Here is a 25,985-nt window from a genome sequence, read left to right as displayed (position 1 = left end):
CTCATTGTTCAAATAAAAGCTTTTAAAGGGCGAATTATTCACAAAGAGGTTAAGAGGCGCTGCGCTTTTAGAGTAAATGATACATATTGGCTGATCTGGTTTTTCTCAGTTATTACTGATTACCTTATCTTTGTGAAAGAAATTATTTATATTTTTAATAGTAATTAAAATAAATAAAAATGTACGTTTGAGGGGAGGCAATAACTAAGCAACAGCAATTAAACGCTATCGCTTAAAGTATAAATCAATCGCTTTTGTGAGGAGCTCGTCGAGTTGTTCTTCAAATTCTTCAATATTAATATCAAAGTGCTTTAAGTAAGCCCGAGCTTGAGCAAGTGATAAATTGCGGCTGTTAACGCTGTATTGTCGCTCGTCTATGGTTTTATCGTAACGTGGTAAAAATACAAATTGGCCATAAAAGGGGGATTTAATATGCTTGTTTGCAAAACGACAAAAATCTTCAATATGCTCAGCACCCTTAGGTCCAAGGCAACCTGGCTCAATGCGATACATTAAGCGAATTTTTTTGTCGTCATTTATTTGCATTTAAAGCCTTTATCTAAAAAACAGTACGCGTACTATTTTCCCATCTTTAATTTGATAACTCGAAATAAGTTCTGAGCGTTTATCAACTACGTTTTCGTCAGTTGAACAGGTTTCTGAAAGTTCGTGATCAATCACTATATCACCGTGCACTATGCGCTTAATTGGTGATGAGTGAATACACTTTAACTTTTTAAACATTAGCCCGTAACGTTCTATTAGTTTTTCTTTACCTTTAAATAATAGCTCATTAGGGAAAATATAAAACTCAACATCTTCGGCATATACACGAAGAAACTCTTCAATGTTACGTGCGTTATATGCTTTAACTAGCTGCTCTACCACAGCAAGTGATTCGCGCGATTGTTTAGCTTTAGTCTGCTGCTTAACTGTAAGTGCTTCTTTTGCTTGCGTTACTGCTTTTTCAGCTTCCGCTACAGCCACTGCTTTTTCTATTTTATTTTTAGGCTTTTCAGCAGGTTTAATTTGCTCGTCACCTAATACTTTTGAATCGTCTGGTTTAGTCGCATCAATTGTTGGCTTTTTAAGCTCTGGCGCTTTGTATTCAAGCGTATTTACTTTGTCGTCAGTGTTGGTTTGAGTTACTGATTGCTCATTTTCAACTTTTGGCTTTTCAACGCTTGCTTGAGCTTCAACTTGCGGCTCTTTTTGCTCTGCAGCATAAGTAATTAGCGCAACGGTAGTGACTAATGAGGCTAAAATAATAGATAACGGTTTCATAACTTTCCTAAAATGAACACTAAATACGTGTAATACCAATTACATTAAATAGGCGATCTATTATAGCGTTAAAAAATAGCGCAATAACAACGCAAAAATTGTGACATATAGTTGTTCTATATGAATAATTTTTAACGCAGTTAGTGAGTTACTTAATGCAATAGAATGATCATATTTTTGATAAAATTAGTATAAGGGTGCAACATAGCAAATTTTAACGTTATCGGGTAGTTAATACCACTACTGAAGCTTACCAGTACTGCTCTACCGTAATATTGCCGGGGTTTTTACGGCGGTTACGCGTAAAGTTTTTATCGAGAAGTAGCGCGGTTGTGTCTTTTACCATTTGTGGATTTCCGCAAATCATAAATTGCGCGTTACTAGGCTCAGGGTTTAATTTTACATATTCAAACAAGCGGTTGCTCTCAATTGCGTTAGTAATTCGCCCACTTAAGCCTTGTAATGGCTCCTCTCTACTTACAACAGGAATATAGTTGAGTTGTGCTGGGTACACTCTTAATAGCTCGTTAATAAGTGCCTGATAGCTTAAGTCGTTATTAAAACGTACGCCATGCACTAAATTTATAGTTTTGTATTTTTTCCATACATCGGGCTGTTGTAAAATCGATAAAAAAGGGCCTATGGCAGTGCCAGTCCCTAACATCCAAAGCTGATCACTTTGTGGTATTTCATCAAGGGTAAAAAAGCCGGTTGCATGTTGTTCTATTAATACGGTGTCGCCAGGTTGTAATGTAGCTAAACGAGGAGAGAGCAAACCGTCAATTACGTTAATAAGATAAAATTCGAGATCGGGGTTTTCAGGGGCATTCACATATGAATAAGCCCGAGCAATGCGTTTGTCGCCATCCATTATTGAAAGCTTTGTAAATTGACCAGCTTTAAACGGCTCTACGTTTGCATTAACGGTTAAGCTAAAGAGTGTATCGCTCCACCACGTGACATTTTTTACTGTTGCTTCAACCCAATTAGACATAGTTACCTCTTGGTTTAGCTATTAAAGTTTTAAATAATTCACTCCATCAACATTAGCATTAAGTGACAAAGACTTACAGGAGAATATGACTAGATTTAAAGCAGTGAGGTATGCAGAATTTACCAATAAAATAATGTGAATAATTAGCTTTGCGATAAGAGTCATTAATTGCATAAGAGAAAGCGATGCTGCAGTAACTAAGAAAAATTAAGTCAAAAAACAGTGTTTTTTATTTTATCACTTACTTTAAAAGCGCTGCGTCTTATATCACCATTAGTGAATTATTTACTTGAAAAACTATTGCACTAGGAGAAGCCAAAGAGGAGCAAATGAGAAGAGCCAAGCCAGAAAACGAGTATTTTATCACTGACTCTAAAAGCGTAGCGTCTCTTAACCTCTTAGTGAATTATTTATTTAAGCCTTTATTAATTAATTTTATAGTTAAACTCAAATTCCACACATAAAAAAACGGCGCTAAATTTAGCACCGTTTTTATAAGCAATAAGAAAAAGTTTACGCTTTTTTCTCTTCACAACTTGCTAGGTATTCGTCAAACGTACCTTGGAAGTCGATTACTTTTTTATCTTTAATATCAATGATACGTGTAGCTAATGACGAAACAAACTCACGGTCATGGCTTACAAAAATAAGCGTACCTTCAAAGTCTTTCAACGCGTTATTAAGCGCTTCAATGGCTTCCATATCCATGTGGTTAGTTGGTTCGTCCATAACAAGTACGTTAACGTCTTGCATCATTAACTTACCAAATAACAGGCGGTTTTTTTCACCACCAGAACAGTTACGCGCTTTTTTGTTTGAATCGTCAGCTGTAAACAACAAACGGCCTAACATGCCACGAACCATTAAATCGTTGTGCTTAGCTGTACGCCATTGCGACATCCAATCAAACAAGGTTAAATCGTTATCAAAATCTTTAGTGCTGTCTTGCGGGCAATAACCAAAGCTCGCATTTTCAGACCATTTAATTTCGCCTTCATTACTTTTAAGCTCGTCTACTAAACAGCGTAAAAATGTAGTTTTACCCACACCATTTTCGCCAATTACAGCAAGCTTAGCGCCAGCTTCAAGTAAAAAGTCGCCGCCGCTAAATAACGTTTCGCCATCAAAACCATGGCCAAGCTTATTAACTTCAAGCGCCTGACGATACATTTTTTTACCTTCGTCAAACGAAAGCGATGGACTCATACGGCTTGAAGATTTAACTTCATCAAGCTTAATTTTATCCATTTTTTTAGCGCGCGAACTTGCTTGTTTAGCTTTTGAAGCGTTAGCACCAAAACGGTTAACAAAGTCTTGTAGCTCGTCAATTTCAGCGCTCTTTTTAGCGTTTTCAGCTAAAAGTTGCTCGCGTTGTAAGCCCGCAGCTTCTAAAAATTTCTCATAGTTACCAGGGTAAATACGCAGCTCACCGTAATCAATATCGGCCATGTGTGTACATACCGAGTTTAAAAAGTGACGGTCATGCGAAATAATAATCATCGTACATTTACGTTTGTTAAGCTCGTTAGCAAGCCACGTAATTGTATGAATATCCAAGTTATTGGTAGGCTCATCAAGTAGCAAAATGTCAGGGTTTGCAAATAACGCCTGTGCTAAAAGCACACGTAGTTTCCAACCTGGGGCAACGTTTGCCATTAAACCGTAATGAAATTCTTTATCGATACCTGCTTCAAGCAAAATTTCTTCAGCGCGGCTTTCAGCTGTGTAACCGTCCATTTCAGCAAATACACTTTCAAGATCGGCAACTTTCATACCGTCTTCTTCGCTCATTTCTGGTAACGAGTAAATACGTTCGCGTTCTTGCTTTACTTTCCAAAGCTCTACGTCACCCATAATTACGGCATCAACTACGCTAAACTCTTCAAAAGCAAACTGGTCTTGGCTTAGGTTACCTACTTTTAACCCTGGAGTAATAGATACATTACCCGCACTTGGAACAAGCGCACCGCTTAAAATTTTCATGAAAGTCGACTTGCCGCAGCCGTTAGCGCCAATTAAACCGTAACGGTTACCGTTACCAAATTTAGCTGAAATGTTTTCAAACAACGGCTCTGCGCCAAACTGCATCGTAATATTTGCGGTGGAGATCAAAAAAGGTAATCCTAGATTAGTACTGACAGGAGTACGCTGCAGCAAAACGCCACAAACAAGAACCAGACAATAGGGTAAATTAGCTGGCGAATTATACAGATCAGCCACAACGAATGAAAGATAAAAGGCAGCTAATTTATAACCAAGTAAAAATAACGGCAATTCTCGGTTTTAAGTCACTATTTTTAACGTATGTAGCGTTGAATGTGCTTACAGCCACAATGTAAATAATTACTAATGCCAAGCAATATTAAAGAGGGGGCGCCAAATAGCTAAGTTATTAGCCATGCTTTAATGCACAGGTTGATAAATTGACTTTATAGCCGCCTTATTTTTGGTAATTAACTGATTAACAGTCGCCACGTCATCGAGTGTTAGCGACTCCTTGCTTAGCATAAAGTGCACATTGTTAACGTTAATCGGTGTAATAGTTTTTACCTGCGAAATTGAGGAGTGTTTTTTCACAAAGTACTGCGCAACCACAGAGTCTTCAATAACATAGTCGATTCGTTTTTTATCTAACATGCTAAATCGATTATTTGCTTGAGCAGTAAGCACGACCTGTTTAGAATACTTGGTTGTGAGTTGTTCAAGCTCATCACCAAAAAAGCTTCCTCGGTTAATACCTGCTGTAAAATCTTGACTAAAAAGATCAGCCAAGCTGGTTACATCAGCCGAATCTTTATGTTTATAAAGCAGCATTATTTCTTCGCGATAAGGCAAACTAAAGTGCGCATATTGAGCGCGTTGCTCTGTATAACTTGCCGCGTAGGTTATATCTACTCGACCATTTTTAAGCTCAGCTTGAACACGCGAAAAACTCGGAAAATAAGTCCATTTAATACAAAATTTTGAATCTTTAAAAATAGCCCTAACAGCATCCACTTCTGTGCCTAAAAATGTATCACCTTGTTTTACAAGGTAAGGCGGCCAATTAGTTTCGTTAGTGCCCATTACCAATGTTTTAGTGCACGCAAGGGCGTTAAACTGAGTAAATAGCAGCGTTGTAAACGCTAAAAATAAAGTTTTCATTACGCTCCTACTATTCAAACAGCGCTTTTAGTGCTGTTTTGTTTTTATTTATGTGCTCATTAATTGTTGCAAGCTCAGTAACCGACACCGTTTGTTTGCTAAACATTAAATAAATATCGTCTTTATTTACATGTTCAATATTGGTTACTAATTTGATATTTGAGCCTTTTTTGCCAAAATAAGCCCCCACTAACTCGTCTTCAATAGCAAAATCAATACGTTGTTTATTAAGCATTTCAAAGCGTTTACTGGTTGCACTGGTGTATTCAATCTGCTTTTTATATTTAGTTTTATATTGCTCAAACTCCTCGCCGTAATAGCTTCCAAAGTTAGCGCCAACAATAAAGCCTTGTTTAAAAATGTCTTCGAGGTTTTTAACGCTATGCTGATTATTTTTGTTTTCGTATAAGCGCATAACCTCAGTTCGGTAGTTATCACTAAAGTGCACATATTTAGCGCGTTCATCTGTATAACTTGCAGCCCACTCCAAATCAATACGGCCGTATTTAAGCTCAATAAAAGCCCGCTTAGAATTTGGCAGTAACTTAACTTCAAAACAAAAAGGGGAGTCAGCAAATATAATGTTGAGTGCATCAACCTCCGAGCCTTGCAGCTTACCGTTAATGCCCATTACATAAGGCGGCCAAAAAGCATCGTGCGATGCCACGCTAAAGGTTCTTTCACAAGCAAATACATTAAATGGAGCCGTAAACAGCAAACATAAAAATACGGTAATTAATTTATTCATTACGCCTCATAGTTATTATTTTGCTCATTATTACAACAGTATAAACCAGCTTTTGTATTTTAGCGGCACGGGTTTGAGTGAATATGTAAAAACCATCCGTAATTATGAGAATGCCTAGTATGCAGGTATTTATAGAGGGGGGTATTACATTCGCGTTTACTGCTCAAGTGAGGTTGCCGAAGTTTGAACTTATGTTTTTAAATATATATTAAGAGCTTGTACTTAGCATTTGAAAATTAAAGTAAAATTTACATAATTGTTAAAGTAGGCATACATTGATGCTAACTGCATCGTTTTTGTTAGCTATATAACTAATAAGCCTATATTTATTTTTAACAATCATGTAGATTGTTTCTATATGAATACTAACTTAACGAAAGTTGGTTATAAACAAATAAACCAAGGATCGGTATTATTGAGCCGTTCCATATGGAAATACTATTATGCGGTTGAAAGAAGCCCTCAGCGTTTTATCAAAGTCATCTCCTTATGCTGTTTCAACAGAACGCGACAGTAAAAATAAAAGTCAGCTGGATGATGTAAAAGAATATTTGTACATCAAAATGCCAATAGCGGTTGATGTAGAAAAGAAAATATCGAGCTTTTCGTCAAGCAAGCCGGAAGTATTATTTTTATGTGGTAGTAGTGGTGATGGTAAATCCGAGATACTGACCGATTGTAAAAAACGATTTAGCAATCGCGCTCACTTTCACTTAGATGCAACTCACAGCTTCGATCCTCGCGAAAATGCAATTCAAACTCTAGACAAGGTTTTTGATCAATTCGAATCTGACACGATGCCGCTTGTTGTTGGTATTAACACCGGTATGCTAGGAAATTATGCTGAAGAAGGCTCAAACGAAAAATTTAAACGTGTAATAAATAATTACCTCTCAAATAATACCTCAACTGAAGATATAACCTTTATAAACTTTGAAGATTACCCTAAATTTCTTATAGATAAAGAGGGTTATACTTCTGAATTTGCGCAGAAATTACTTCAAAAACTAACAGTAAATGATAATAATATTATTCGTCAGATTTTCGACAAAGAAAAATTAGAACAAACGAGTCAAGCTAGTAAAAGGCTTCAAGCTAATTACGCACTCTTGAGCATCCCCGAAGTACAAAAGACAATAATTGAATTACTGTTTAAAGCTCGCTTAATGCGAGATCAATTCTTAACTGCTCGAGCATTACTCGATTTTATTTTCATGCTGTTAGCTGGACCTGGTTATCTTTTCGATAACCTTTTTTCAGGTGGCGATAATGAGCTGGCAAATAAAATAATTGAGTTCGACCCTGCCCATTCAAGAACAAAAAAAATAGATCGTTTTATATTAGCTAACGATCTACATCTACCAGATCAAGAGTTTACTGAATTCAAAGAGTCTTTAAAAAGCTTAGGAATAGAGATGCTAGAAAGCAGTCTTTCTTACTTGCGTTTATTTTACATTCTTAAAGGAGGTCATTTCTCTAATAATTATCATGTCAAATTCGAACAAGATTTCAATGAAGCCCTTATAGAACAATACATAAACGTGTACCAACTACACAGAGATTTTGACAATAGCCCAGAGCATAAAAAACAGATTAAAGATTTTTACAATAATACGCTTCGCACCGCTATACGAAAATACAATAACCGCAACGCGCCTAATTTAGATAAAAGTCATTATTTAATATCTGAGCTAAACGGCTTCCAACTAGTCTCAGAGCTAGAAATCAAGGCAGATTTAAAGAGTATTGCAAACTTCTTACCAAAGTCATCTGCAAGTTTTACTGCTTTTATTAAAGTGCAGGAACAATCTTTAACAATCCCAGTAAACATTAACTTATTACGGTTGATGAAAAGAATCGCCGATGGTTACCGACCTAATAAGCACGATAAAAATACAGTTGTACTCCTCGATGAACTAAACGATGAAATTGCAAAAGTAGCAAATCAAGCTCAGAAGTTACACATCATTAAAGGAAGTAAGCATTTTTCTGTTAAAAATGCAGGTGATGAATTTGCAGTTGGAGGGCTATGAGATGCTTAAAGAAAAATTAAATGTACCTAATAACAACGCATTCAGCTCATTCTTACCATTAAGAACAAAGCTTGCACATTATAATTTTTGCTGGGACAGTACGTTAAGTTATTTCGTACATGCTTTGTATGGAAAGCAATTAACTTCAGACAGTGACAAAAGTTTTAAAGATGCATGTGAAGATCGCTTTTCAGCCAAATTAGATGAGCCTGATTTTTGGCTAGTTCTCGAAAAAATGTATTTTGATAATGAACAGTTGTTCAAAATATCCCCTGAGCTACTTGTTCTTAAAGTATTAAAAGGCAAAGTAGATACTAATAGTAAAAAATTGGGTGACATGTTTGTCGGTCTGTTAAATGGTTTAACACTCGATAGCTCTTCAGTTAATGACTTAAATTTTTTAGAAAAAGAAATCAAGGAAGAATTTGATAGCTTTTACGTTTCAGGAAAGTCAAAAACAATGCTCAAAACAGAGTCTGCCTATTTGCCGTTTCTAAGTGAATTATTTAAAAAAGACTTAGAGTTTTTAAATAAAAGGCCTCACTACTTACTCAATAACTTTAACTCTGTTATTCGCTTATATGGATTTTTATATATATCGCAAATGGCGTTGAATATAAAAAATTGGACTCATGGTGCCCCTTCAAGTAAGCCCTGCTTTTTTATCATTGATAATGAAAAGGCTGGTGACGAGCGTTCACAAGTTAAAAGCTTTGGTTATAACCAGCTACATGAATATCTAGAATACCTGTTTCCATATTTATTTATGAATGAGGCTATACAACCAAAAGGTGAGGTTAAACCCCTTTGGCAACTATTTGAATCTATTAGCGAAAACGATGTTACTCAGTTGAATCAATTTGGTCGTGATTTTGTAGAGGACCGAATGCAACGCAAATGGTACAACATCGAGCAAAACTGGTTAGACTCAAGCGATAAAAAAGAAGTATTACAGCAATTACTTAGTTTATCTCATGCTCAGTTCGATAAAAAAAAGGGAGACTTAACTGAATATAACGACAACGTCGTCAAGGGAACGCTGGGTAACATTTTAGATCCATTTATTCAGCGACGAGGTCGTGCAGGTCAAGTGCTAACGTTTAACCAAGATTACATAGTACTACTTACAAACCTTGCCATTGGCGAGCGCGACAAATTACGTTTTCACGAAATTATTAAAGAATTTGAAGCAAGGGGCGTGTTTTTTGATAAACAAAGCCAGCAATCTTTAATCGATTTTTATGAGCGAATGGGTAACGTAGAGCGAATGAGTGATAGCGGAGATGCAGTATATGTTAGAAAAACAGTTTGAAGACTTTTTAGTTAGCCACTTCAATGTTTGGGCTGCTGAAGAATTAAAAGTTGGTTTCCGTTATCAGTTCACAAGCCCTGATAGTGATAAAGGATATGCTCTTTATCAAGCCTTTATGAAAATTGCAGATAATAGCGTAACTGTAAAAGGTATTGAGCTAAAAACAGTGCAGTACGGTGATGTTGAATTAATACCGGTATACGAAGGTGAAAACTTTACAGAAAACTACATAGCGCATTTACGTGATGTTGTTTCAGCTATGGAAGGTGAAACAAAAGGCACTGCCTTGTTAATCATCCATAACTCTATGCTCGATACATTAAAAAACTCTACTGAAGATGTTGCTCAGCCTGGCGTTGTTTGGGACCCAAAAAATATCAAGCTACTGCTACATAAAGAAATAGATCAAACTGATGAAAAAGCTAAAGTTTCTGAATGTTTACTCGATTATCACTTTGATGAAATAGTTGAAGACGAAGCCACTATGTTTGGCTTTGAAAAGCTCTACTATGCAATTGCTGATGGTGACTTACAGTTTCATGAACTTGGCTTGTTAAAAGATGACCAGCTTTCACAAGAGGGTTGGGAAGGTGATCAAATCAGCTTGCGTTTAAAAGAAAATAAAGAGCTAAGCGATAAACTCGATTTTATCACTCATCATTTTCCAAACGAACTACAAGACAAACTAGCTACCTTAGACTTTAGCGAAAAGTTTATAAAAGAGCATTTTCCTGAGGGGAATGTAGAAAAGTATAAAGAAAGCCTCGATATAGGTGAATGCTTTACAGAACAGCAAAAAAATAGAACTAATTTGTTAGAGCTTGAAAGCGAAAAAGCGCCTTACATTGAACTACTTGCAAAAGCAAAGTCAGAAAAAGGAGCTGGCGTCAGAGAGCGTCACCTAATATTAGTTTTAGAGCCAGAGCAGCACACATTTGAATTAGAGCTTTGCTTTATCAACCAAAAGTTAAAAGATAGCTTTTGTAAAATTCAACAAAGCAAAGAGCTGCCAAATGTTGATATAACAATTAAAAACCCCGGCGGAATAAGAAGCAGAGCAGTACTTACAAGTAGTTTTGACGGACAAGCTCGCTATTTTAACTTTCGTGTTAAAACCGACAAACCAAAAGAAACTCACAATTTTAAAGTATTAGTTATTAGTAAAAATGACTTTTACATTGACGGTTTTAAGCACACTTACTTAGTTGATCCTGCAAAACAATGGTTGACGCTGCAAACCGATGAGCAGTCATTACAAATAAGTGATTTAACAAACACCAATGTTCTGGCAGAAAACAACCAAGTATTTGATTCAAATGCAGTAGGCATTGTTGATTTTAAAAAGCTAGCAACTGAATCTGATGAAATAAACTTTACAGTGCAAGGCGCGATTAGCCAATTAACATTTAATGTTGAAGGAGAAGTATCAACCGATACTTTGTCATTACCTTTATTGTTAGACCAAGGGCGCTTTAATCATTTATTTAATGATGAATACTTCGGGCAATTCAATCGTAGTAAAAATAAAGTACTTATTGACGGAAAAGAAGTCGCACCTAAAGCTAAGCGACTCACGTTATTGCAAAATGAAGCTGAGTTACTCGATAGCTTAACCTTAGCTAAGCTTGCTAATAGCAATGATATTAAACTACGAGACTTAGAATCACATTATGCTGATTTGTACTTTACTTACCGTGATTTATTTGATTATTTAGCACATACAAAATCGTTGTTGAGCTTATCGGGCTGGGGCAAAAAGCTTAGAGCGCTTGCCACACAAGTTGTTGAAATTTATCAAACTGCTATTGATGAAATACCCTACCACGCACCACTTTTAGAGCAGCATAAGTTACTTGTGAATATTGGCTTTGCAGATTTTGATGAGCAAACCTATATTACGCCATATCACCCACTGGTACTTGCTTATAATTGCAACTTGGCAGACGTATTAAGTAAAGATAAGGATGCAACTGGCAGTTTTAAAAAATTGCCTCCAGTTACTATTCAGCGCTTAACCGCACAAGGGCTTTTACCATTTGTTTATGATCCTGTTCATGATTTTTCGTATAACCACGCAGAAAAAGAAAATGTATTCTGGTCAAAACTTGTTCCACAACAAGAAAGTAGTTATGACTTTGTACGTACGCTTGTTAAAGATAAAGTAGGCAAATTTACCACCGCCTTTAAACATTTATTTGTAGCCGCTAGTAAAACAACGCTGATTATTAACTCTGTCAACAATCAGCAAAATAAAGAGCTATTTTTAGGTCTGATTGACTACATCAAGCTTAAAAAAAATAAAGTTACCAATATTCATGTAAATTTATACGACGAAGCGCAGTGTTATACCTGGTTTGACAGGTTTGCAGACATGGCAAGCTATGATGACTTAAAAGAGCTCTGTGAGTTAAACAAAGGCGCTGCCCGCGAGCAAGCCGATAGCATTATTGATTTACTAAGAACGCGTTTAACGTACAGTAAATTTGAGCACGAAAAAGGCCAAAAAGAGCAGCACTATGCACATATGTCGTTTTTTAAAAATAACGAACGTGTGCAAGCAACTGACGTTGATTTATTAAAACAAGAAACCGGTGTTGTTTGTCATGGCTTAATGCCAGGTGAGTCTGCATCAAATAAAAATGGCAGCTATTACACATCGTTTGGCCTAAAAGGCATTGATGTTGATAGTGCACCACAATTAAAGCTAGTTGCTAAATATAGTGGATTAATAAAGCCTGCAAAACGCCACCATGAAGAGTATAGCGAGTCTAAATCTCAAGCACTTGTAGTAACAGAAAACTTTAAAACGTTATTAGAGCGCTCTTACGAGAACTCAATTTGGACCACAATAATCGATCCTAAAGTAACCTTAGAGTTTTTTGAAAATCAAAAGAACATGGTGCTTATTCACTATTCCGATAATTACACAAACTCAGTTAATTACGATGCAATAACCGTAACTAAACAAACCGATCTATACCACAAAGTGCTCGAAAACGACGAGGGCGGTATTATCGAAGAGTTTAATGCGTTTAATGGTGAATGGTTGTTAAACCTAGTCACGGCAAACGACAACGAGCGAAAAGAAAAACGCGGCATTATCTGCGCCTATAAATACGTTAACTGTTTAGTCGCAGACTCAGATATTACCTGGGTACCACTTTCTATTGCTGAAGTGATTCGTGTGGCAGGTAACTTAGGTCTAAATATGGCTGATAGCGATTTATCGCGCCACGCACAGGGCTTTAAAAAAGGTGTTATCTCAGACGATATTTTATTTGTAGGCTTTAAAGGCCAACAAATGATTTTACTGCCTGTTGAAGTTAAAACAGGTAAGCGCCAAACCCACAGCAAAGGTGTAGAGCAAGCCAAAGAGCTAAAGCAATACTTTGAAGCACTTCTTGGGCAGCAAACACTCGCAGGGCATTTATATCGTGGCTTATTTATGCGCCAAGTATTAATGCAAATTGATAAGTACAAACTTTATAAAGTATATAAAGAGGGTTACTTCAATAGCATTGAGCAACGCAGTGCGCAGTGGCTACAAGGCGATTATGAACTTGCAGAACTTTTAGATTACCCAGCAGGGTTCTTATTTGTAAATGTAGAAGATGATAACTTTACAAAAGCATCATTCTTAAAAGTGCACAACATACTCAAAGTAGAGCTACCAGCGGGCAATTTATCTCACTGGGTTAAAACCCCAATGCAGAATTTATTAGCCGACTTAACTCCTGCTAAATTGCACCATATTGATGCGCAATATATTTTAACTAAGAGCGCAACAACGCAAAAAGTAGTACTTGAACAAAACGTTAAAGCTGATGAGCAAACTGAGCTTACAAAAACGCAAGGCACAAAAATTACTGCGTTAGATGATGTATCAGCAAGTAACAACGATAGTAAAAGAGCAGAGCAAGCAAACCCTACAGAGGTTAAAGAGGCAAATACAAACAACTTAGTCGTGGCTGCACTATCGTCACGTAAAAAAATGAGTGAAAGCGATTTAAGCGATATCTATCAGCAAATTATTGATTGTTACTACAGCCATAACATTACGTTACTCAAACCAGATAATGTTGAACCTTACATTGAAGGCCCAGCCTCTATTTTATTTAGAGTCGGGTTAAACTTAGGTGACAAGCCTGAAAGCGTATTTGCCAAATCGCAATCACTTAAGCTCGCGTTAAAACTTGAGCAAGAACAAGACGTAGGCTTTGGCATAGATAAAGGCTGTATTACGATTGATGTACCAAAAAGCCAAGAGCAACGTTACTTTGTAGACCAAAACGACATTTGGCCAAATTGGCAGCGCCCACAAAATGCACTTGAAGTACCGCTAGGTGAAGACCGTTTTGGCGAGGTTATTAAACTTAATTTTTCATCCTCAAACTGCCCGCATTTACTTATTGGTGGGACGACCGGCAGTGGTAAGTCTGAAGCCCTAAACACCATTTTATATGGCATGGTTGAGCATTACACGCCAAGTGAATTAAAGTTGATGTTAATTGACCCTAAAGGTACAGAGCTTAACGACTTTGAACGTTACTCACACTTAATAGGGCGTATTGGATTTGATGATGAAGACGCACTAGAGCTGTTAACTCAAGCAGTGGCTGAGATGCAATCGCGCTATGCGCAATTTAAAGCGCAAGGTGTACGCTCACTGCCAGACTACAACGCTAAAGTAACGGCAGAAGATCGTATACCTTGGTGGGTATTGGTGCTTGATGAATACGCCGATTTAACATCAGACAAAGACATGAAAAAGGATATTGAAGCTCAGCTCAAGCGCTTAGCGCAAAAAGCCCGTGCTGCAGGTATCCATTTAATTATTGCCACACAAAAACCAAGTGGTGATGTAATCAGCACAAATTTACGTTCTAATCTCCCCGCACAGCTCGCACTGCGAGTTAAAAATGGTACTGAAAGCCGTGTAATACTCGATGAGCAAGGCGCAGAAGTACTCAACGGTAAAGGGGATGCTTATCTTAAATCAGAAGGTAAGTTGGTTAGAATACAGTGTGCAAGAGTTAATTTCTAAGGGGGTGTTTTGTGACAATAGTAGAAGCAATAAAGCAAGTTTTGTATCTTTATAAAGATGGGTTGACATATCCTGAAATTTATAAAAAAGTTATAGAGCAAAAGTTGTATACATTTGGAGCAAAAGATCCTAAAGCAATAGTCCGTAGTAAGCTGAGGCAGCATTGTTACGGAGTCGATTATCCATCAGCGAGTCCATCGAAACATTTTGTATCAGATGGCGCAAAAGGTAATAAAGCTTTATATAAAATATGGGATGGTAAGAGTCTACCAAAGCAAAAATCATCAAGGCCAATCGATCATGAGGCACCAGAAGAAGTAATTGATGACTACTATAAATCACATATAAAAAATATAGAAAATCAAATCATGGACGGAATATACAACTCAGATCCAGGCTTTTTTGAAAAGCTACTATTGAAGCTGCTAATTGAACTAGGCTACGGCTGGGATAAGGAAAGAGCAGGATTTCATACCGGAGGACCAAATGACAGAGGTGTTGATGGGGTTATTTTTGAAGATCAGTTAGGGTTAGAACGAGTTTATCTTCAGGCTAAAAGGTATGGTAAAAGCAAAAGCATAGGACCATCAGATATTCAGCAGTTTATAGGGGCAATGAATACAAAAAATGCTAATAAAGGTGTTTTTATTACGTCATCCTATTTTACTAAAGCAGCTAAAGAAGAAGCTAATGATGCTAGGAATATTAGTTTAGTGCTCATAGATGGCGAAAAACTAAGTGAATTATTAAGAAAAAACGGATTGGGCGTTTCAGTTTCAGAGACGTACAAAACTTATACAATAGATAGCGATGCATTCAAAGATAACTAGGATAAATAATGACTTTTAATGATATTTTCTTGGACCATGGACCACAGTTTGACTCTGCGATTTCTGGTACTTTTGGGTCTTTTCATACAGAAAATAGTTATGAGGTTAACTATTTACTTACTAGTATGAATTATCAGGAACTAAATAAGCTTCAAGTTGCAGCTGAAGCTTTCGATTTTTCACAAGTGAACTTTGATGAAATGATTCAGCGTGAAATAGATACGAAAAGAGTTAATGAAGAGATAGTAGGAGACTATCTTGAAAAAGACTCAAATAGGGCTTTATTTTTCCCCCCAATAATCGTATCAATAGTTGCTTTCGATGATGATGATAAACCACTTCATAAATACGATAGCTTTGATGAAACGATTGTCGACAAAGGAAAGTATAAGCAGTTTACCAAAATTTGGGATAAACACTTCCAAATAGAGGTTCCAATAAATGATAATAGTTTTGATTTCTATAAACCTGAAAATACACCTGAGATTAAAATTCATAAAAACGCTGTAACGCTCAGATTTGATTCGAAACTTGTAAAATTCGTTATCATTGATGGTCAGCATAGATTTAAAGCTTTAGTTACATATATGGAACGGTATAAAGAGCAAAGGAAATTTTTAAACCTCCCTATTTGCGTTTGTTTTTCGCCAAAGGCCATAGCAAGCAATGGTGCTGAAGATATACTGGATACATTGAGGAGTATGTTTGTAACAATTAACAATAAAGGTAAGCAAGTAAGTGGACACTATTTAGATCTTCTAAATGACGCCAGTTTAGCTTCACAAACAGTACGAATTCTAGCTAATTCTTGGAAGAAAAGTTCAGATGACCCGACAAAATCCTATTTACAGTTTATAGAGTGGAATCAAAGAAGTGAATCAAAAGCTCGTAGAGTAAATAGACCTCAATCGATTACCACGGTATCGATGCTATGTGAGTCTTTAAAACAGTCGGTATTTTCAGAAAATAAAGAGCGATCCAATCTTCATGAAATACTTAGGTTAGCAGAAAATAAAGCTGAATTAGAAAAACATAATGGAACTCATATCTATTCAATAACAGAGAGCAGCTTTGATATTGAGCAAAAAGAATGTCTCTATAATCTTATAGAGAAAAATGTAGTTCCATCACTTGAGCTACTTTTAACAAAACCATCAGTTTTTAAGGCTAAAATTGATAGCTATATGGGGGCAATTGATGAATATAATGATAAATCAAAAGCTTCAGAGTCTGGCTACAAAAGGTTTATTACCCAGTTATCAAAGTTTTCAGATGTCGACAAGAGTATACATACCGAGGAAAGCAAAAAAGTCAGCGATCGTTTTAACTTAGAAATCGCAAATAATGAGCACTTAGAAAACTATACTAGATTGGTTTTTAATCAGGCTTACTTAAGGCTTTGGTCGGATATTTTGAGCTCAAATACACTTTTCAGAGACAACATTGAATCTTTTACAGGAACATATATATCTGCATTAGAAGTAGTTGGTTTTAATGAAAAAAGAAAGTTATTTTCAAAGTCTAGAAGGTTTAATAATTTATTGCTTTATAAAGCTCGCAAGCCTAATACAACAAAGGCGGGTAAAGAGTCATGGTATAACTTACTGGCCATTTCCTTAAATAATGATGAAGCTAAGGATGTTATAAAAAAATGGCTTCTACCATTTGAAAAAAGTGATGATGCTTTAGATAATTTAAACAATATAATAAAGTTAGCAACGGAAAGTTTTATCGATAAAACAAATGAAGAGTTACTTAAAGATCTTTCTGCCAATTGGAGAATTAAAGATATCCCTATACCACTTAGAAATGAAATTGAGGAAATAGATAAGTCAAATGATATACAGAAATTCAAGATGAAGATGGTTGATATATCTCAAGCTGAATTCCGAGATAGAATGGATCAATTATCAAGTGTAGTTGGATTTGATGTAGAAAAAGTAAATGATTTATAGTGAAAATCTAGAGGGTGAATACGAACTTTTAATTGTTCCTTTTGAGCACTTAGAAACATTCAAAGTTGCTAAAGAATTAAAAATGATAAACTCTAATAGTGTTTATACGCTCAATTTTAATGCTACTTGTGAATGCAGTATTGAGTTCATTGGAAATACTATTCTTAAAAAGCATGATAGTATTGTTAGTATCGAAAGTTTTGATTTAATTGAAAAATATTTAGAGTCATTTCGATATGAAGAAGCTATTGAATTAATCAAAAGTATAAGTAAAAGGACTCACTCTCAGGTTGCGAGAAGGTTTTATACTAATTTAGAAGAGCTAATAAAAACGATTAGCTTTTTTATGAATACGGTGTTACTTGGTTCACCCTTTATCCATGGGGCTAGTTGGGTGAACTCACCCTTTGAATCTAACAAAGTCATTCATGAATCTTTTAAGAAGGGAGCGTATATTAACTGTAGTATAAAGAAGATTGCGGTTGAAAAATGTGAAGTGTTAAAGAAAGTATTTGATAATTACGAAAATGATAAACCGAATAGGAAACTTGAATTCTTGTCAGCTTTCTTTCTGTTTCATTCTTTTATTGCTAAAAAAAATAATGACAATACATACAGTTTATTACTGCTGCATCGAGCGACTGAAACTTATATACTTTCAATTTTGATAGATGAAAAAGAAATATCTTTAAATGCAGATGGAAGTGTAAAAGGCGACAAGTATCACTATTTGTCTGACTATTACCAAATGTTAAAAACAATACGCGCATATGGTGCAGAAGAAGACTCTATAATTAAACTTATTAACGAATATCGAAACCATTCTAAATTGGCTCACGGGTATAGTTACATTACAGAAGACGATTTATCAATTGTTTTTGACTATTTACAAAGCATGATTTTAGGAGAGCCCAGTATTAAGCAAAGCTATTGCTTACTAAGAAAAGGGCTCTCTTTTAATCACTCTATCAGTGATATGGGCTATGAATTTATAATGAGTGAAAGCTTCGTGTTTAACGCTTAGTTATGTAAAAACTAATCCCTCGATTCAAATGCAACTTAACAAAATCCCCAAAATGCACACCATCAAGGTGTGCACTTTGTTTTTGATACGCTTCACGCAGTACGGCTAAATATATATCAGCATATTCACCGGCAAACACTTTCCAGCTCATTTCCACGTTGCTGTCTGATGGAATTTCTTCAACTGGTGGTATTGAATCTTCAGCGAGTGACATACACAGCGCCCAGCGGCATAGTACGTTCCAGTTTTCGATGCCTGTTTTACTTTTAAGGCGAACGAGTTGCTGTTTTTGCTTTTCAGAGAGCTTTATAGAGTCAATTGTATGGAGTGTGGTATTCATTAAAAGTACCCCTCAGTAAAGGTTGAGGTTTGTTCTTGCTCGTTGTAACTAATGTGGTATTCACGGCAAATAGCATATTTTAATTGCGTATAGTATTGCCCTGTTATTTCTTCATCAGTCGATAGTAAAATTACTTGGCTTGACGCTTTAGGAAAGTAGTTATTAATAAGCTTAGTGCGGTGTTTACCATCTAAGCGCCCAAGTGGTGTATCGATAACGGTGGGGATTTCTTTGCCTGATGCTTCAGCTAAGCCCCATAATATAGCGATAGCAAGTAACTGCCTTTCACCTGCCGATAAGCGGCTTGGTGACATTGGGTTATTATTGGTATCAAGCAATGTAAGTTTGAATGAATCAGGGCAAATTTTAACGCCGGTAATTAAGTTGTTTTTACGAGAGAGGTCAAAAAACTTAGCAGCAATGTGCTCTTCAAGCCCTGTTACATTTTCACGTATTAGCTCATCAGCAAATGACTTCATGGTATTTTTAAGCTTACCAATATGATCCGCGACTTGAATTGAGCGTTTTTGTTCAAACGTGTCTTTACTTTGTTGGGTGAGCAAGTTTGCGTAGCGAGTGTTTAATACTTCATCGCGTGCTTGCGCTTGCTGTAACAACTGCTGTTTTTGTTTTATTAAAACAAAGCTGTTTTTTAGCTCGACTTCAAGCCCGGCTAGTTCGCTAAGTAAATGCTGAACAGTTTCGTAATCAGGTATTGATTCAAGCTTTTTATTAAATAGCGCTTGTTGCTCAAACAATTCTTCGCGAGCTTTTAGTAAGTTTGAACGCTCTAACTTATCTAGTTCAATTTTTTCATCAAGACCATTAAAAATAGCTATGTTACTAGCAATATAACACTCTGTGCTTGCTAGTTCTTCGCGTTCTTTGGCAAGGGTGGCCATTTTATTACTGAGTGCTTTAAGCGCGCTTTCTGGTACGTTTTCATTAACTAGCGTTTGTGTAATTGTGGCTTCGTACTTTGTAATAGCACTTTGAATAACATCCGCTTGTACTGCCTGTTCTTCTTTTTTAATTTGGGCTTTTGTGCTTGATATTAAATTGGATATTAAACCAAGTGGTCCGCATCCGGCATCTAGCTTTACACGTTCGGCTAAATTTGCTTTGAGTTTTTCTTCAATCGCGCCGAGTTCAAATTTTATAGTGTCGCGCTCTTCAATTAAATGAGCGCCTGCACTTCTTACTTTTTGTCGGGCTTTATTAATACTCAAGTTAGTATCACTGGCACGTTTTTCTAAATTAGCAATATCAGTTTTAAAGCCTGTTACAATAGTTGTTTGCTCAGTTATTTCTGTTTCAAGAGCTTCTACTTTAGCTACTACGGTTGTATCTAGGTTTTCACTTTTACGTTTACGCTCTACATTATTTAAATCAATTTGCAGCTGAGAGAGTAGGTCAAGCCCTAATAGATTTTCTATACCCGTTTTAATTAAATCAGCACTTCTGTCTGGGTGTGCTAAGTTTTCTATTTTTTCGCCATCAAAAAAGAATAAATCAGATAAGCTAAGTGGAATAAATTCGTTTACAAACTCATCCCAGTATTGGCTCAAATGAGAATCTTCTTGCTGATTACAGTAAACTACAACTTTATCCTTTACGTCTTTTGTATTTGTTTTCCAACTTCGAACAATAACAAACTCGTTAGTTGTTGTATCAGTTGTGTGAGTAAACGTTAGTGAAATTTCAACTGTATCGTCGTTACCCACATAACGATTTTTGGTACTTATTAAATAGTTACCGTATGACTGATGACCTCGGTTAGAGCATTTGGCATGCTTACCGTAAAGCACAAGTTGCAACGCATCTAAAAAGGTTGTTTTACCACCACCATTTAAGCCACCAAAAAGAATAATTGGTTTATCTGCTGATGTACTTAAATTGACTTCGTGACGACCCTGATAAATACCAAAGTTTTCAAGGGTTAGTTGTTTAATTATCATCTTGTACCTCTTCAAAATCGATAAGCAGTGAGCTGTAGCCTTGTTCTTTAATCGATTTAGTTACCATGATGATTTTTTCTTGAATTGCAGCTTTATCATCTTCTGTTAAATTAGGAGAATTACTCAGTTGTATTTGCAAGCGATTACGTTCACGTTCAAGTGCAAACTGTTTTGCTTCAAATAAATTGTTAAATGCGCCTTTATCTAAACTCTGTGTGAGCTCGTCAGATAGTTTTGCTCTACGGAGTTGGTTTTTATGTTTGTTAGCAATACTCATAACCGCACGCATTTGTTGATATAACAAACCATCTTCGTCGCCTTGTTCTTGGCAGTGTGACTTTAGTTTGTTTAGCACATCAAGGTTTAGAATTGGGTGATGCGCTCGCTGCTTGCCAGGATAAGGCTTTTTGAATACATTTTGGTAAATTTTAGGCACGCTATCTTCAGCTTCGTGCTTTTCTTCAAGCCAAATTCGGCGTATTTCTTCAAGATCTTCTAATGGTAAAAGCTCTAAGTTTTTAACTTCATCAGGCCCAAGTTGTTGCACTGCTAGCTGTGCTTCTAAAACTTTGCCAAGTAAGTGTTCTCTAAATTTTTGTATGTAAGGGCCTGGTACTAAATCGGCGCCATGTTTAGATATATGCACAGTTAAATTGCCATTCATACGTCTGAAGTCGCGATTAGCTTTATCTCGTGTTAGTTTTTCAATTTTTTTAGCGCGGTTAGAGTCGTTAACTTCAATTTCATTACGAAGCGCTACAAGTGGATACATCCACTCTTTTTCATCGTCGTTGGCAATCATGGCATTCATTGATTTATCTTCAGATACCATTGTACAAACGTAGCAACCAAAACGGCTATCACCACAGCTCTGCGTCGATTTATCCACTACAAGCGGGCATTCACCGCCTTCAGTTGCGCCCTGATACATTCCCATTAAATCATGATTCGGGAAATTCCACGGGTTATCTACACTATTTAAGTACACCCACACATCATCGTTACTCCAGCTAGCAATTGGTGTATAAACCCAAACTCGCTCAAGTGAACCGTTTTCGGTCAAACCAAGCGCTTTTCGTGTATTGGTGGTCGAGCTTTCAAAGCGCTCCATACTTGCAGCACGTGCTGTACTTTCGGCTTTACGCGTACCAAGTACTAAAATGGCTTCGCCATTTTTATCAGCCATGTTTTGAATAAATGTATTTGATGGCGATATTTTTAGGCGGTCTGTACACCATCTAAATTTATAACGAGGAGCAGGGTAACCCTTACCGATTAAGTTAACCCAAAAACGGTCTTTTACTGCAGGGGTAAGGCGATGAGGCACTATAGGCAAGCCTTGTGCATCGGCTTGTTCTTTCATTCGCTCTAGCGACTTTCCTACCCACATAGCAACTATTGGATTTTCTACTAGAGTATCGGTGCTTATTACATGTACTTTTTTTTCGCATTTACCTTCTTGAGCTAGCTCTTGTAGGGCATACCAAATCAACTGCAATATAGCAGTTGAATCTTTGCCGCCACTGTAGCCAATTACCCATGGAATAGAATCACTTTGATAAAGCATTTTTATATGTTTAATGCTTTGCTCTATAGTGTTTTTTAATCCATCTTGGTTAAATGCAGAATGGAACTGTACTACGCTATCAGTAGCCATTTCGTGCCTCTTTAAATGTTTTTTCTACCAATTGTTCTTTATCGGTAAGTGGAATGTTTAAATGCGATTTAATCTGTATACAGGTTAGCTCAGCTGCTTTTCGATTATTTGTCATGGAATTATTTATGACGCAGCGACCAGACCAATTTATGCTGTTACGGCTCCAATTTATTTTTTGGAGCCCTTTTAATTTACTTTGCCATTTTGGCTCATTGTTGAGTAGGTAAAACCCTAACAAACCCAGGGCATGAAATGTTACTGCGTGTGCGTGAATTGATTCGTCACGTAATTCACCACCAGACGCTTTATCGTCGCAAATTAATTGCCAAGCAGGCATGTTTTTTAGCACTTCGTGCCAAAACTCAAAAGCTATTGGAATTAAAGACTCATAATTGTTTTTTGTTATTGTACCTAGTAAGTACTTGCTAGCTTTGTTTACAGCGCTATGGCTTATTAATTTTCTAGAACGTGGACCTAAATTACTTTTTTCCATGTGTACAAGCTTTGTGAATTGCTCACTTCTAAATATTATAGTTTTAGAAAGAATTGCATCTGGCTTATCGTCGTAGGTAATACTCAAAGAGCTATCAGTTTTTACTGGGTATAGATTTAGATCTTTAAAAATACGTTGTCGTTCTTCTAGTGATTTATTTGTAAAAAACACGACTGAAATAGTTTCATCGGCAAGAGTTGGGTCTGCTTTCAAGGCTTCTAAGATTGCAGCATTACGGTGTTGACCATCGGTAATATAAATTTCGGCATCTTCATCGATAACTAGAGTACCAATTTTTTGTTCATGCTTTGATTCGCCAATACCTACAAATTCACTTAAACCGTCGATACATGCTGTAAGTGCTGAAAAAACATAATTATCTCTACTATCTAAAATATAATTTGCGATATCAGGAATGCGCTCTTCGTTTATTATTCGTTGAGCACGCTGATTTACAGGTAATTGACCTTCATCTAAAGTAAATATTTTACTAAGTCTTTTTAGTGGACACATTACAATGTAATATTCTGTTTTTGCTTGCATTCCTTTAATAGCTGGGAATGAAGTTCCTGACACGATTTGGTTCATAGTATTTTACAAATAAGTTATAGTTAAATTTGTTCGTGAATTTATTGCTTTGTTCGTACGAACTTTAGGGCGGAGATTTTACATGAAAATGTCAGGCCTGTCTTGCTTAGTGTAAGAGTTTATTTTGAGGATAAAATGACAACTTATTTAGATATGAATGCCACGGCACCGGTGCTTAATGAGGTTGCTGATTTAGTTAGAAAAATGTTTTTAGATGAATACGGAAATGCGGGTAGTCGTACTCATGAGTTTGGTGCTAATGCTAAAAAATCTGTAGAAAAGGCACGTAAACAAGTAGCTGAAGTTGTGGATGCTGATAAATCGGAAGTTATTTTTACCAGTGGCGCAACCGAGAGTAACAACATTGCGATTCTTGGGTTACGTGAATTTGGTCAACAAGAATCTAGAAAGCATATAATTACTACTCGAATTGAACATAAAGCTGTATTGGAGCCTATTGAGTATTTAGTTAAAAATGGCTTTGAAGTTAGCTTTTTAGAAGTTGATGAAAGTGGTGTTGTTGACTCCGATAACCTCAAACAGTTATTGCGAGAAGATACGCTACTTGTTTCGATTATGCATGTGAATAACGAAACAGGCTCTATACAGCCTATTACTGATATTTGCGATGTACTTGAGTTACATTCAGCATTTTTACATATCGATGCAGCTCAAAGTTTTGGAAAGTTGAGCGACGATTTAAAAAATAAACGCATTGATTTAATTAGCGCAAGCGGACATAAAGTGTATGCTCCTAAAGGTGTTGGTGCATTAGTTATGCGTAAGCGCGGCTTTATAAAGCCACCCTTAAAACCAATTATGTTTGGTGGTGGGCAAGAAAAAGGGCTACGACCAGGCACCTTAGCGGTACCATTAATTGCAGGTTTTGGCTTGGCTTGTGAAATAGCACAAAAAAATGCTTTAACATGGCAAAAGCATGCACAAAAATTAAAAGATGAATTGATTGCAGCTTTAAATACCCTTGATTCGCAATACAACGGTGAGAATACATCACCCTTTGTGCTTAACTTTTCCGTTCCAGGTATTAACTCTGAGGCGGCAATGGTTATGTTAAAAGGGATCGCAGCTGTATCTAACGGCTCTGCGTGTACATCATCAAGTTACACACCTTCACATGTTTTAACTGCAATGCAATTGGATGAAAAACGTATTGCCGGTGCAATAAGAGTTTCATGGGGTCATATGACAGAGTCATTACCTATTACTGAAATAGTTGAAAAGTTGGAACAGTTAAAGTTGTGATGTTGATTTAGTTAATTGTTAGCATTGTAGCTAAGACAATTCTCCCCTTCAACTTCACCTGCAAACACATAATTAATGAGTAATTACCTCGCATGTATTCGAGGAAAGCGATGCTTGCAAATGGGTGAAAAACGTAGTTTGAACGAGAGGGTAGGGATACCCGAACTGGGCAGCGTACAGGGATGTGAAAGTTGTGCGTTCATCGCGTTTACGTTCATATTAATTTAGTGTTTAAAGATAAATGAAATTGAGGGGCGCCGAGAGATTCCAAAGAGAAGTCGGCGGTTACTTCTCTTTGGTTGCCATCGCCAACGCGATATAAGTAAATTATTTTAAAAGCTACGCTTTTCGCGCGAGCAAGCTGAGCGCCTACAGTAAATTTTAAGGCCGCTGCTAAGAAAATTTCATTGTGAGTACCCTCGACATTTAATTAGTTTATTACAATTTTTTAATGTATAAATCATATTCTGCAATAAGGCCTTAATAGGAAAAAAAGGAATAAATATGGATATAGGGATTAAGAAGGAACAGCTGCTAGGCATAGCTACACAACAATTTGGTCATTTATATAACCGCTTTGGTGAGGGGATTTATAGCTCGCATGAAACGCTAAGAGAAGGTGATGTATATCTTTTAGGTTTGAATCCGGGTGGTGAGGGTCATACACTTTTGGGGGACTTTATGAGTAAAACTCTTACCCGGACAGATAACTCATATCTTGATGAGATCTGGGTTAATGGCCAGAGTAGTAAATATAAAAAAGGCTCGGCACCTCTTCAAAAGCGAATTCAAGGTTTACTTGAAGGACTTAATCAAAATGTAGCTGATGTATGTGCTAGCAACTTGATTTTTACAACATCAAAATCTTCGCAAGATAGCAATTTTAATTTTGGTTTCGCTGGTACTTTTTGGCCTTTTCATCAAGCAGTTATAGAGATAGTCAAACCGAAAGTTATTATAACGTTTGGTAATGCGAAGCATTTATCACCTTTTGGTTTTTTAAAGTCAATGTATTTAGATGAGTGTAATCTAGACTCTTTTCAAGCTATTCCAGCAGAGCATGGAACTTGGGAATGTTATGGTTTTAAAACCATGTTTAATGGTAGGGAAACTGCAATAATAGGTTTACCTCACTTGAGTTATTTCAATCCTAACAAAGAAGCTATTCTAGAGTGGATTAAGAAGTTTTCTGGATTGTAAATCATTAAATAATAAGCACTGTCGTTTTCAAGCGGTGCTTCTTCCTGAATAAACCCATAAAGCTTCGCTTTTCGCGCGAGCAAGTTGGGCGCCTACAGGTGTTTAGGTGAGCTTTGTA

The 25,985-nt window shown here is 36.5% G+C and carries 18 protein-coding genes; 8 read left to right on the top strand and 10 right to left on the bottom strand.

The window, feature by feature from the left end; genetic code table 11:
* Positions 1 to 225 precede the first annotated feature (225 nt).
* The 6 genes from H5087_RS16200 to H5087_RS16175 form a co-directional block, all read right to left on the bottom strand.
* The gene (locus H5087_RS16200) at positions 226 to 546 is read right to left on the bottom strand and encodes a hypothetical protein (protein WP_002962108.1); all 321 of its coding nucleotides are present in this window, start codon (positions 544 to 546) and stop codon (positions 226 to 228) included.
* A 9-nt stretch (positions 547 to 555) separates the two neighbouring features.
* Complete coding sequence (locus tag H5087_RS16195; RefSeq protein ID WP_182672713.1) at positions 556 to 1,284, bottom strand: nuclear transport factor 2 family protein; 729 nt, start codon at positions 1,282 to 1,284, stop codon at positions 556 to 558.
* A gap of 250 nt (positions 1,285 to 1,534) precedes the next feature.
* Positions 1,535 to 2,278 carry a ferredoxin--NADP reductase gene (locus H5087_RS16190; protein WP_182672712.1) on the bottom strand — a complete coding sequence of 248 codons (744 nt, stop codon included), beginning with the start codon at positions 2,276 to 2,278 and terminating at the stop codon, positions 1,535 to 1,537.
* Between the two features lie 513 nt (positions 2,279 to 2,791).
* A complete protein-coding gene (locus tag H5087_RS16185; protein WP_149592749.1) occupies positions 2,792 to 4,390 on the bottom strand; it encodes an ABC-F family ATPase in 1,599 nt (532 codons plus the stop codon).
* A 291-nt stretch (positions 4,391 to 4,681) separates the two neighbouring features.
* Positions 4,682 to 5,422 (bottom strand): ABC transporter substrate-binding protein, encoded by a 741-nt coding sequence (locus H5087_RS16180; protein ID WP_182672711.1) that lies wholly within the window; start codon positions 5,420 to 5,422, stop codon positions 4,682 to 4,684.
* Between the two features lie 10 nt (positions 5,423 to 5,432).
* Positions 5,433 to 6,170 carry an ABC transporter substrate-binding protein gene (locus H5087_RS16175; protein WP_182672710.1) on the bottom strand — a complete coding sequence of 246 codons (738 nt, stop codon included), beginning with the start codon at positions 6,168 to 6,170 and terminating at the stop codon, positions 5,433 to 5,435.
* A gap of 443 nt (positions 6,171 to 6,613) precedes the next feature.
* On the opposite strand from H5087_RS16175, the gene dptF reads away from it, so the two are divergent.
* Genes dptF through H5087_RS16145 form a run of 6 tightly spaced genes read left to right on the top strand, consistent with a single transcriptional unit; the run spans position 6,614 to position 18,368 of the window.
* A complete protein-coding gene (gene dptF, locus H5087_RS16170) occupies positions 6,614 to 8,203 on the top strand; it encodes a DNA phosphorothioation-dependent restriction protein DptF (protein WP_182672709.1) in 1,590 nt (529 codons plus the stop codon).
* 1 nt (position 8,204) lies between these two features.
* Entirely contained in the window at positions 8,205 to 9,515 is a 1,311-nt protein-coding gene (gene dptG, locus H5087_RS16165) for a DNA phosphorothioation-dependent restriction protein DptG (RefSeq protein WP_182672708.1), read from the top strand.
* On the top strand, positions 9,487 to 14,559 hold the full coding sequence (dptH, locus tag H5087_RS16160) for a DNA phosphorothioation-dependent restriction protein DptH (protein ID WP_182672707.1): 5,073 nt from the start codon (positions 9,487 to 9,489) through the stop codon (positions 14,557 to 14,559). Before dptG ends, dptH begins: the two co-directional genes overlap by 29 nt.
* An 11-nt stretch (positions 14,560 to 14,570) precedes the next feature.
* Positions 14,571 to 15,389: a restriction endonuclease gene (locus H5087_RS20315; RefSeq protein ID WP_182672706.1), complete on the top strand. Its 819-nt coding sequence runs from the start codon at positions 14,571 to 14,573 to the stop codon at positions 15,387 to 15,389.
* 8 nt (positions 15,390 to 15,397) lie between these two features.
* Entirely contained in the window at positions 15,398 to 17,344 is a 1,947-nt protein-coding gene (locus H5087_RS16150) for a DNA sulfur modification protein DndB (RefSeq protein WP_182672705.1), read from the top strand.
* Positions 17,334 to 18,368: a hypothetical protein gene (locus H5087_RS16145; RefSeq protein WP_182672704.1), complete on the top strand. Its 1,035-nt coding sequence runs from the start codon at positions 17,334 to 17,336 to the stop codon at positions 18,366 to 18,368. Before H5087_RS16150 ends, H5087_RS16145 begins: the two co-directional genes overlap by 11 nt.
* Here the strand turns inward: H5087_RS16145 and dndE are convergent.
* From dndE to dndB, 4 genes are read right to left on the bottom strand one after another with little or no spacing between them, the layout of a single operon-like run.
* Positions 18,358 to 18,708 (bottom strand): DNA sulfur modification protein DndE, encoded by a 351-nt coding sequence (gene dndE / locus H5087_RS16140; RefSeq protein WP_182672703.1) that lies wholly within the window; start codon positions 18,706 to 18,708, stop codon positions 18,358 to 18,360. The two genes, H5087_RS16145 and dndE, sit on opposite strands and share 11 nt — an antisense overlap.
* Positions 18,708 to 20,666 carry a DNA sulfur modification protein DndD gene (dndD, locus tag H5087_RS16135; RefSeq protein WP_182672702.1) on the bottom strand — a complete coding sequence of 653 codons (1,959 nt, stop codon included), beginning with the start codon at positions 20,664 to 20,666 and terminating at the stop codon, positions 18,708 to 18,710. Before dndD ends, dndE begins: the two co-directional genes overlap by 1 nt.
* On the bottom strand, positions 20,656 to 22,323 hold the full coding sequence (gene dndC / locus H5087_RS16130) for a DNA phosphorothioation system sulfurtransferase DndC (protein ID WP_182672701.1): 1,668 nt from the start codon (positions 22,321 to 22,323) through the stop codon (positions 20,656 to 20,658). The genes dndD and dndC overlap by 11 nt, the downstream gene beginning before the upstream one ends.
* Entirely contained in the window at positions 22,313 to 23,404 is a 1,092-nt protein-coding gene (dndB, locus tag H5087_RS16125) for a DNA sulfur modification protein DndB (RefSeq protein WP_182672700.1), read from the bottom strand. The genes dndC and dndB overlap by 11 nt, the downstream gene beginning before the upstream one ends.
* Positions 23,405 to 23,539: 135 nt before the next feature.
* On the opposite strand from dndB, the gene dndA reads away from it, so the two are divergent.
* Both dndA and H5087_RS16115 read left to right on the top strand, forming a co-directional pair.
* A complete protein-coding gene (dndA, locus tag H5087_RS16120; RefSeq protein ID WP_182672699.1) occupies positions 23,540 to 24,667 on the top strand; it encodes a cysteine desulfurase DndA in 1,128 nt (375 codons plus the stop codon).
* 504 nt (positions 24,668 to 25,171) lie between these two features.
* Positions 25,172 to 25,867, top strand: coding sequence for a hypothetical protein (locus H5087_RS16115; RefSeq protein WP_182672698.1), 696 nt, complete (start codon positions 25,172 to 25,174; stop codon positions 25,865 to 25,867).
* Positions 25,868 to 25,985: the final 118 nt, after the last annotated feature.

Source organism: Pseudoalteromonas sp. SR43-7, from assembly GCF_014163785.1.
GTDB lineage: Bacteria > Pseudomonadota > Gammaproteobacteria > Enterobacterales > Alteromonadaceae > Pseudoalteromonas > Pseudoalteromonas distincta.
The sequence above is the reverse complement of the archived record's forward strand: the minus strand, read 5'-3'. Positions and strand labels throughout refer to the sequence as shown.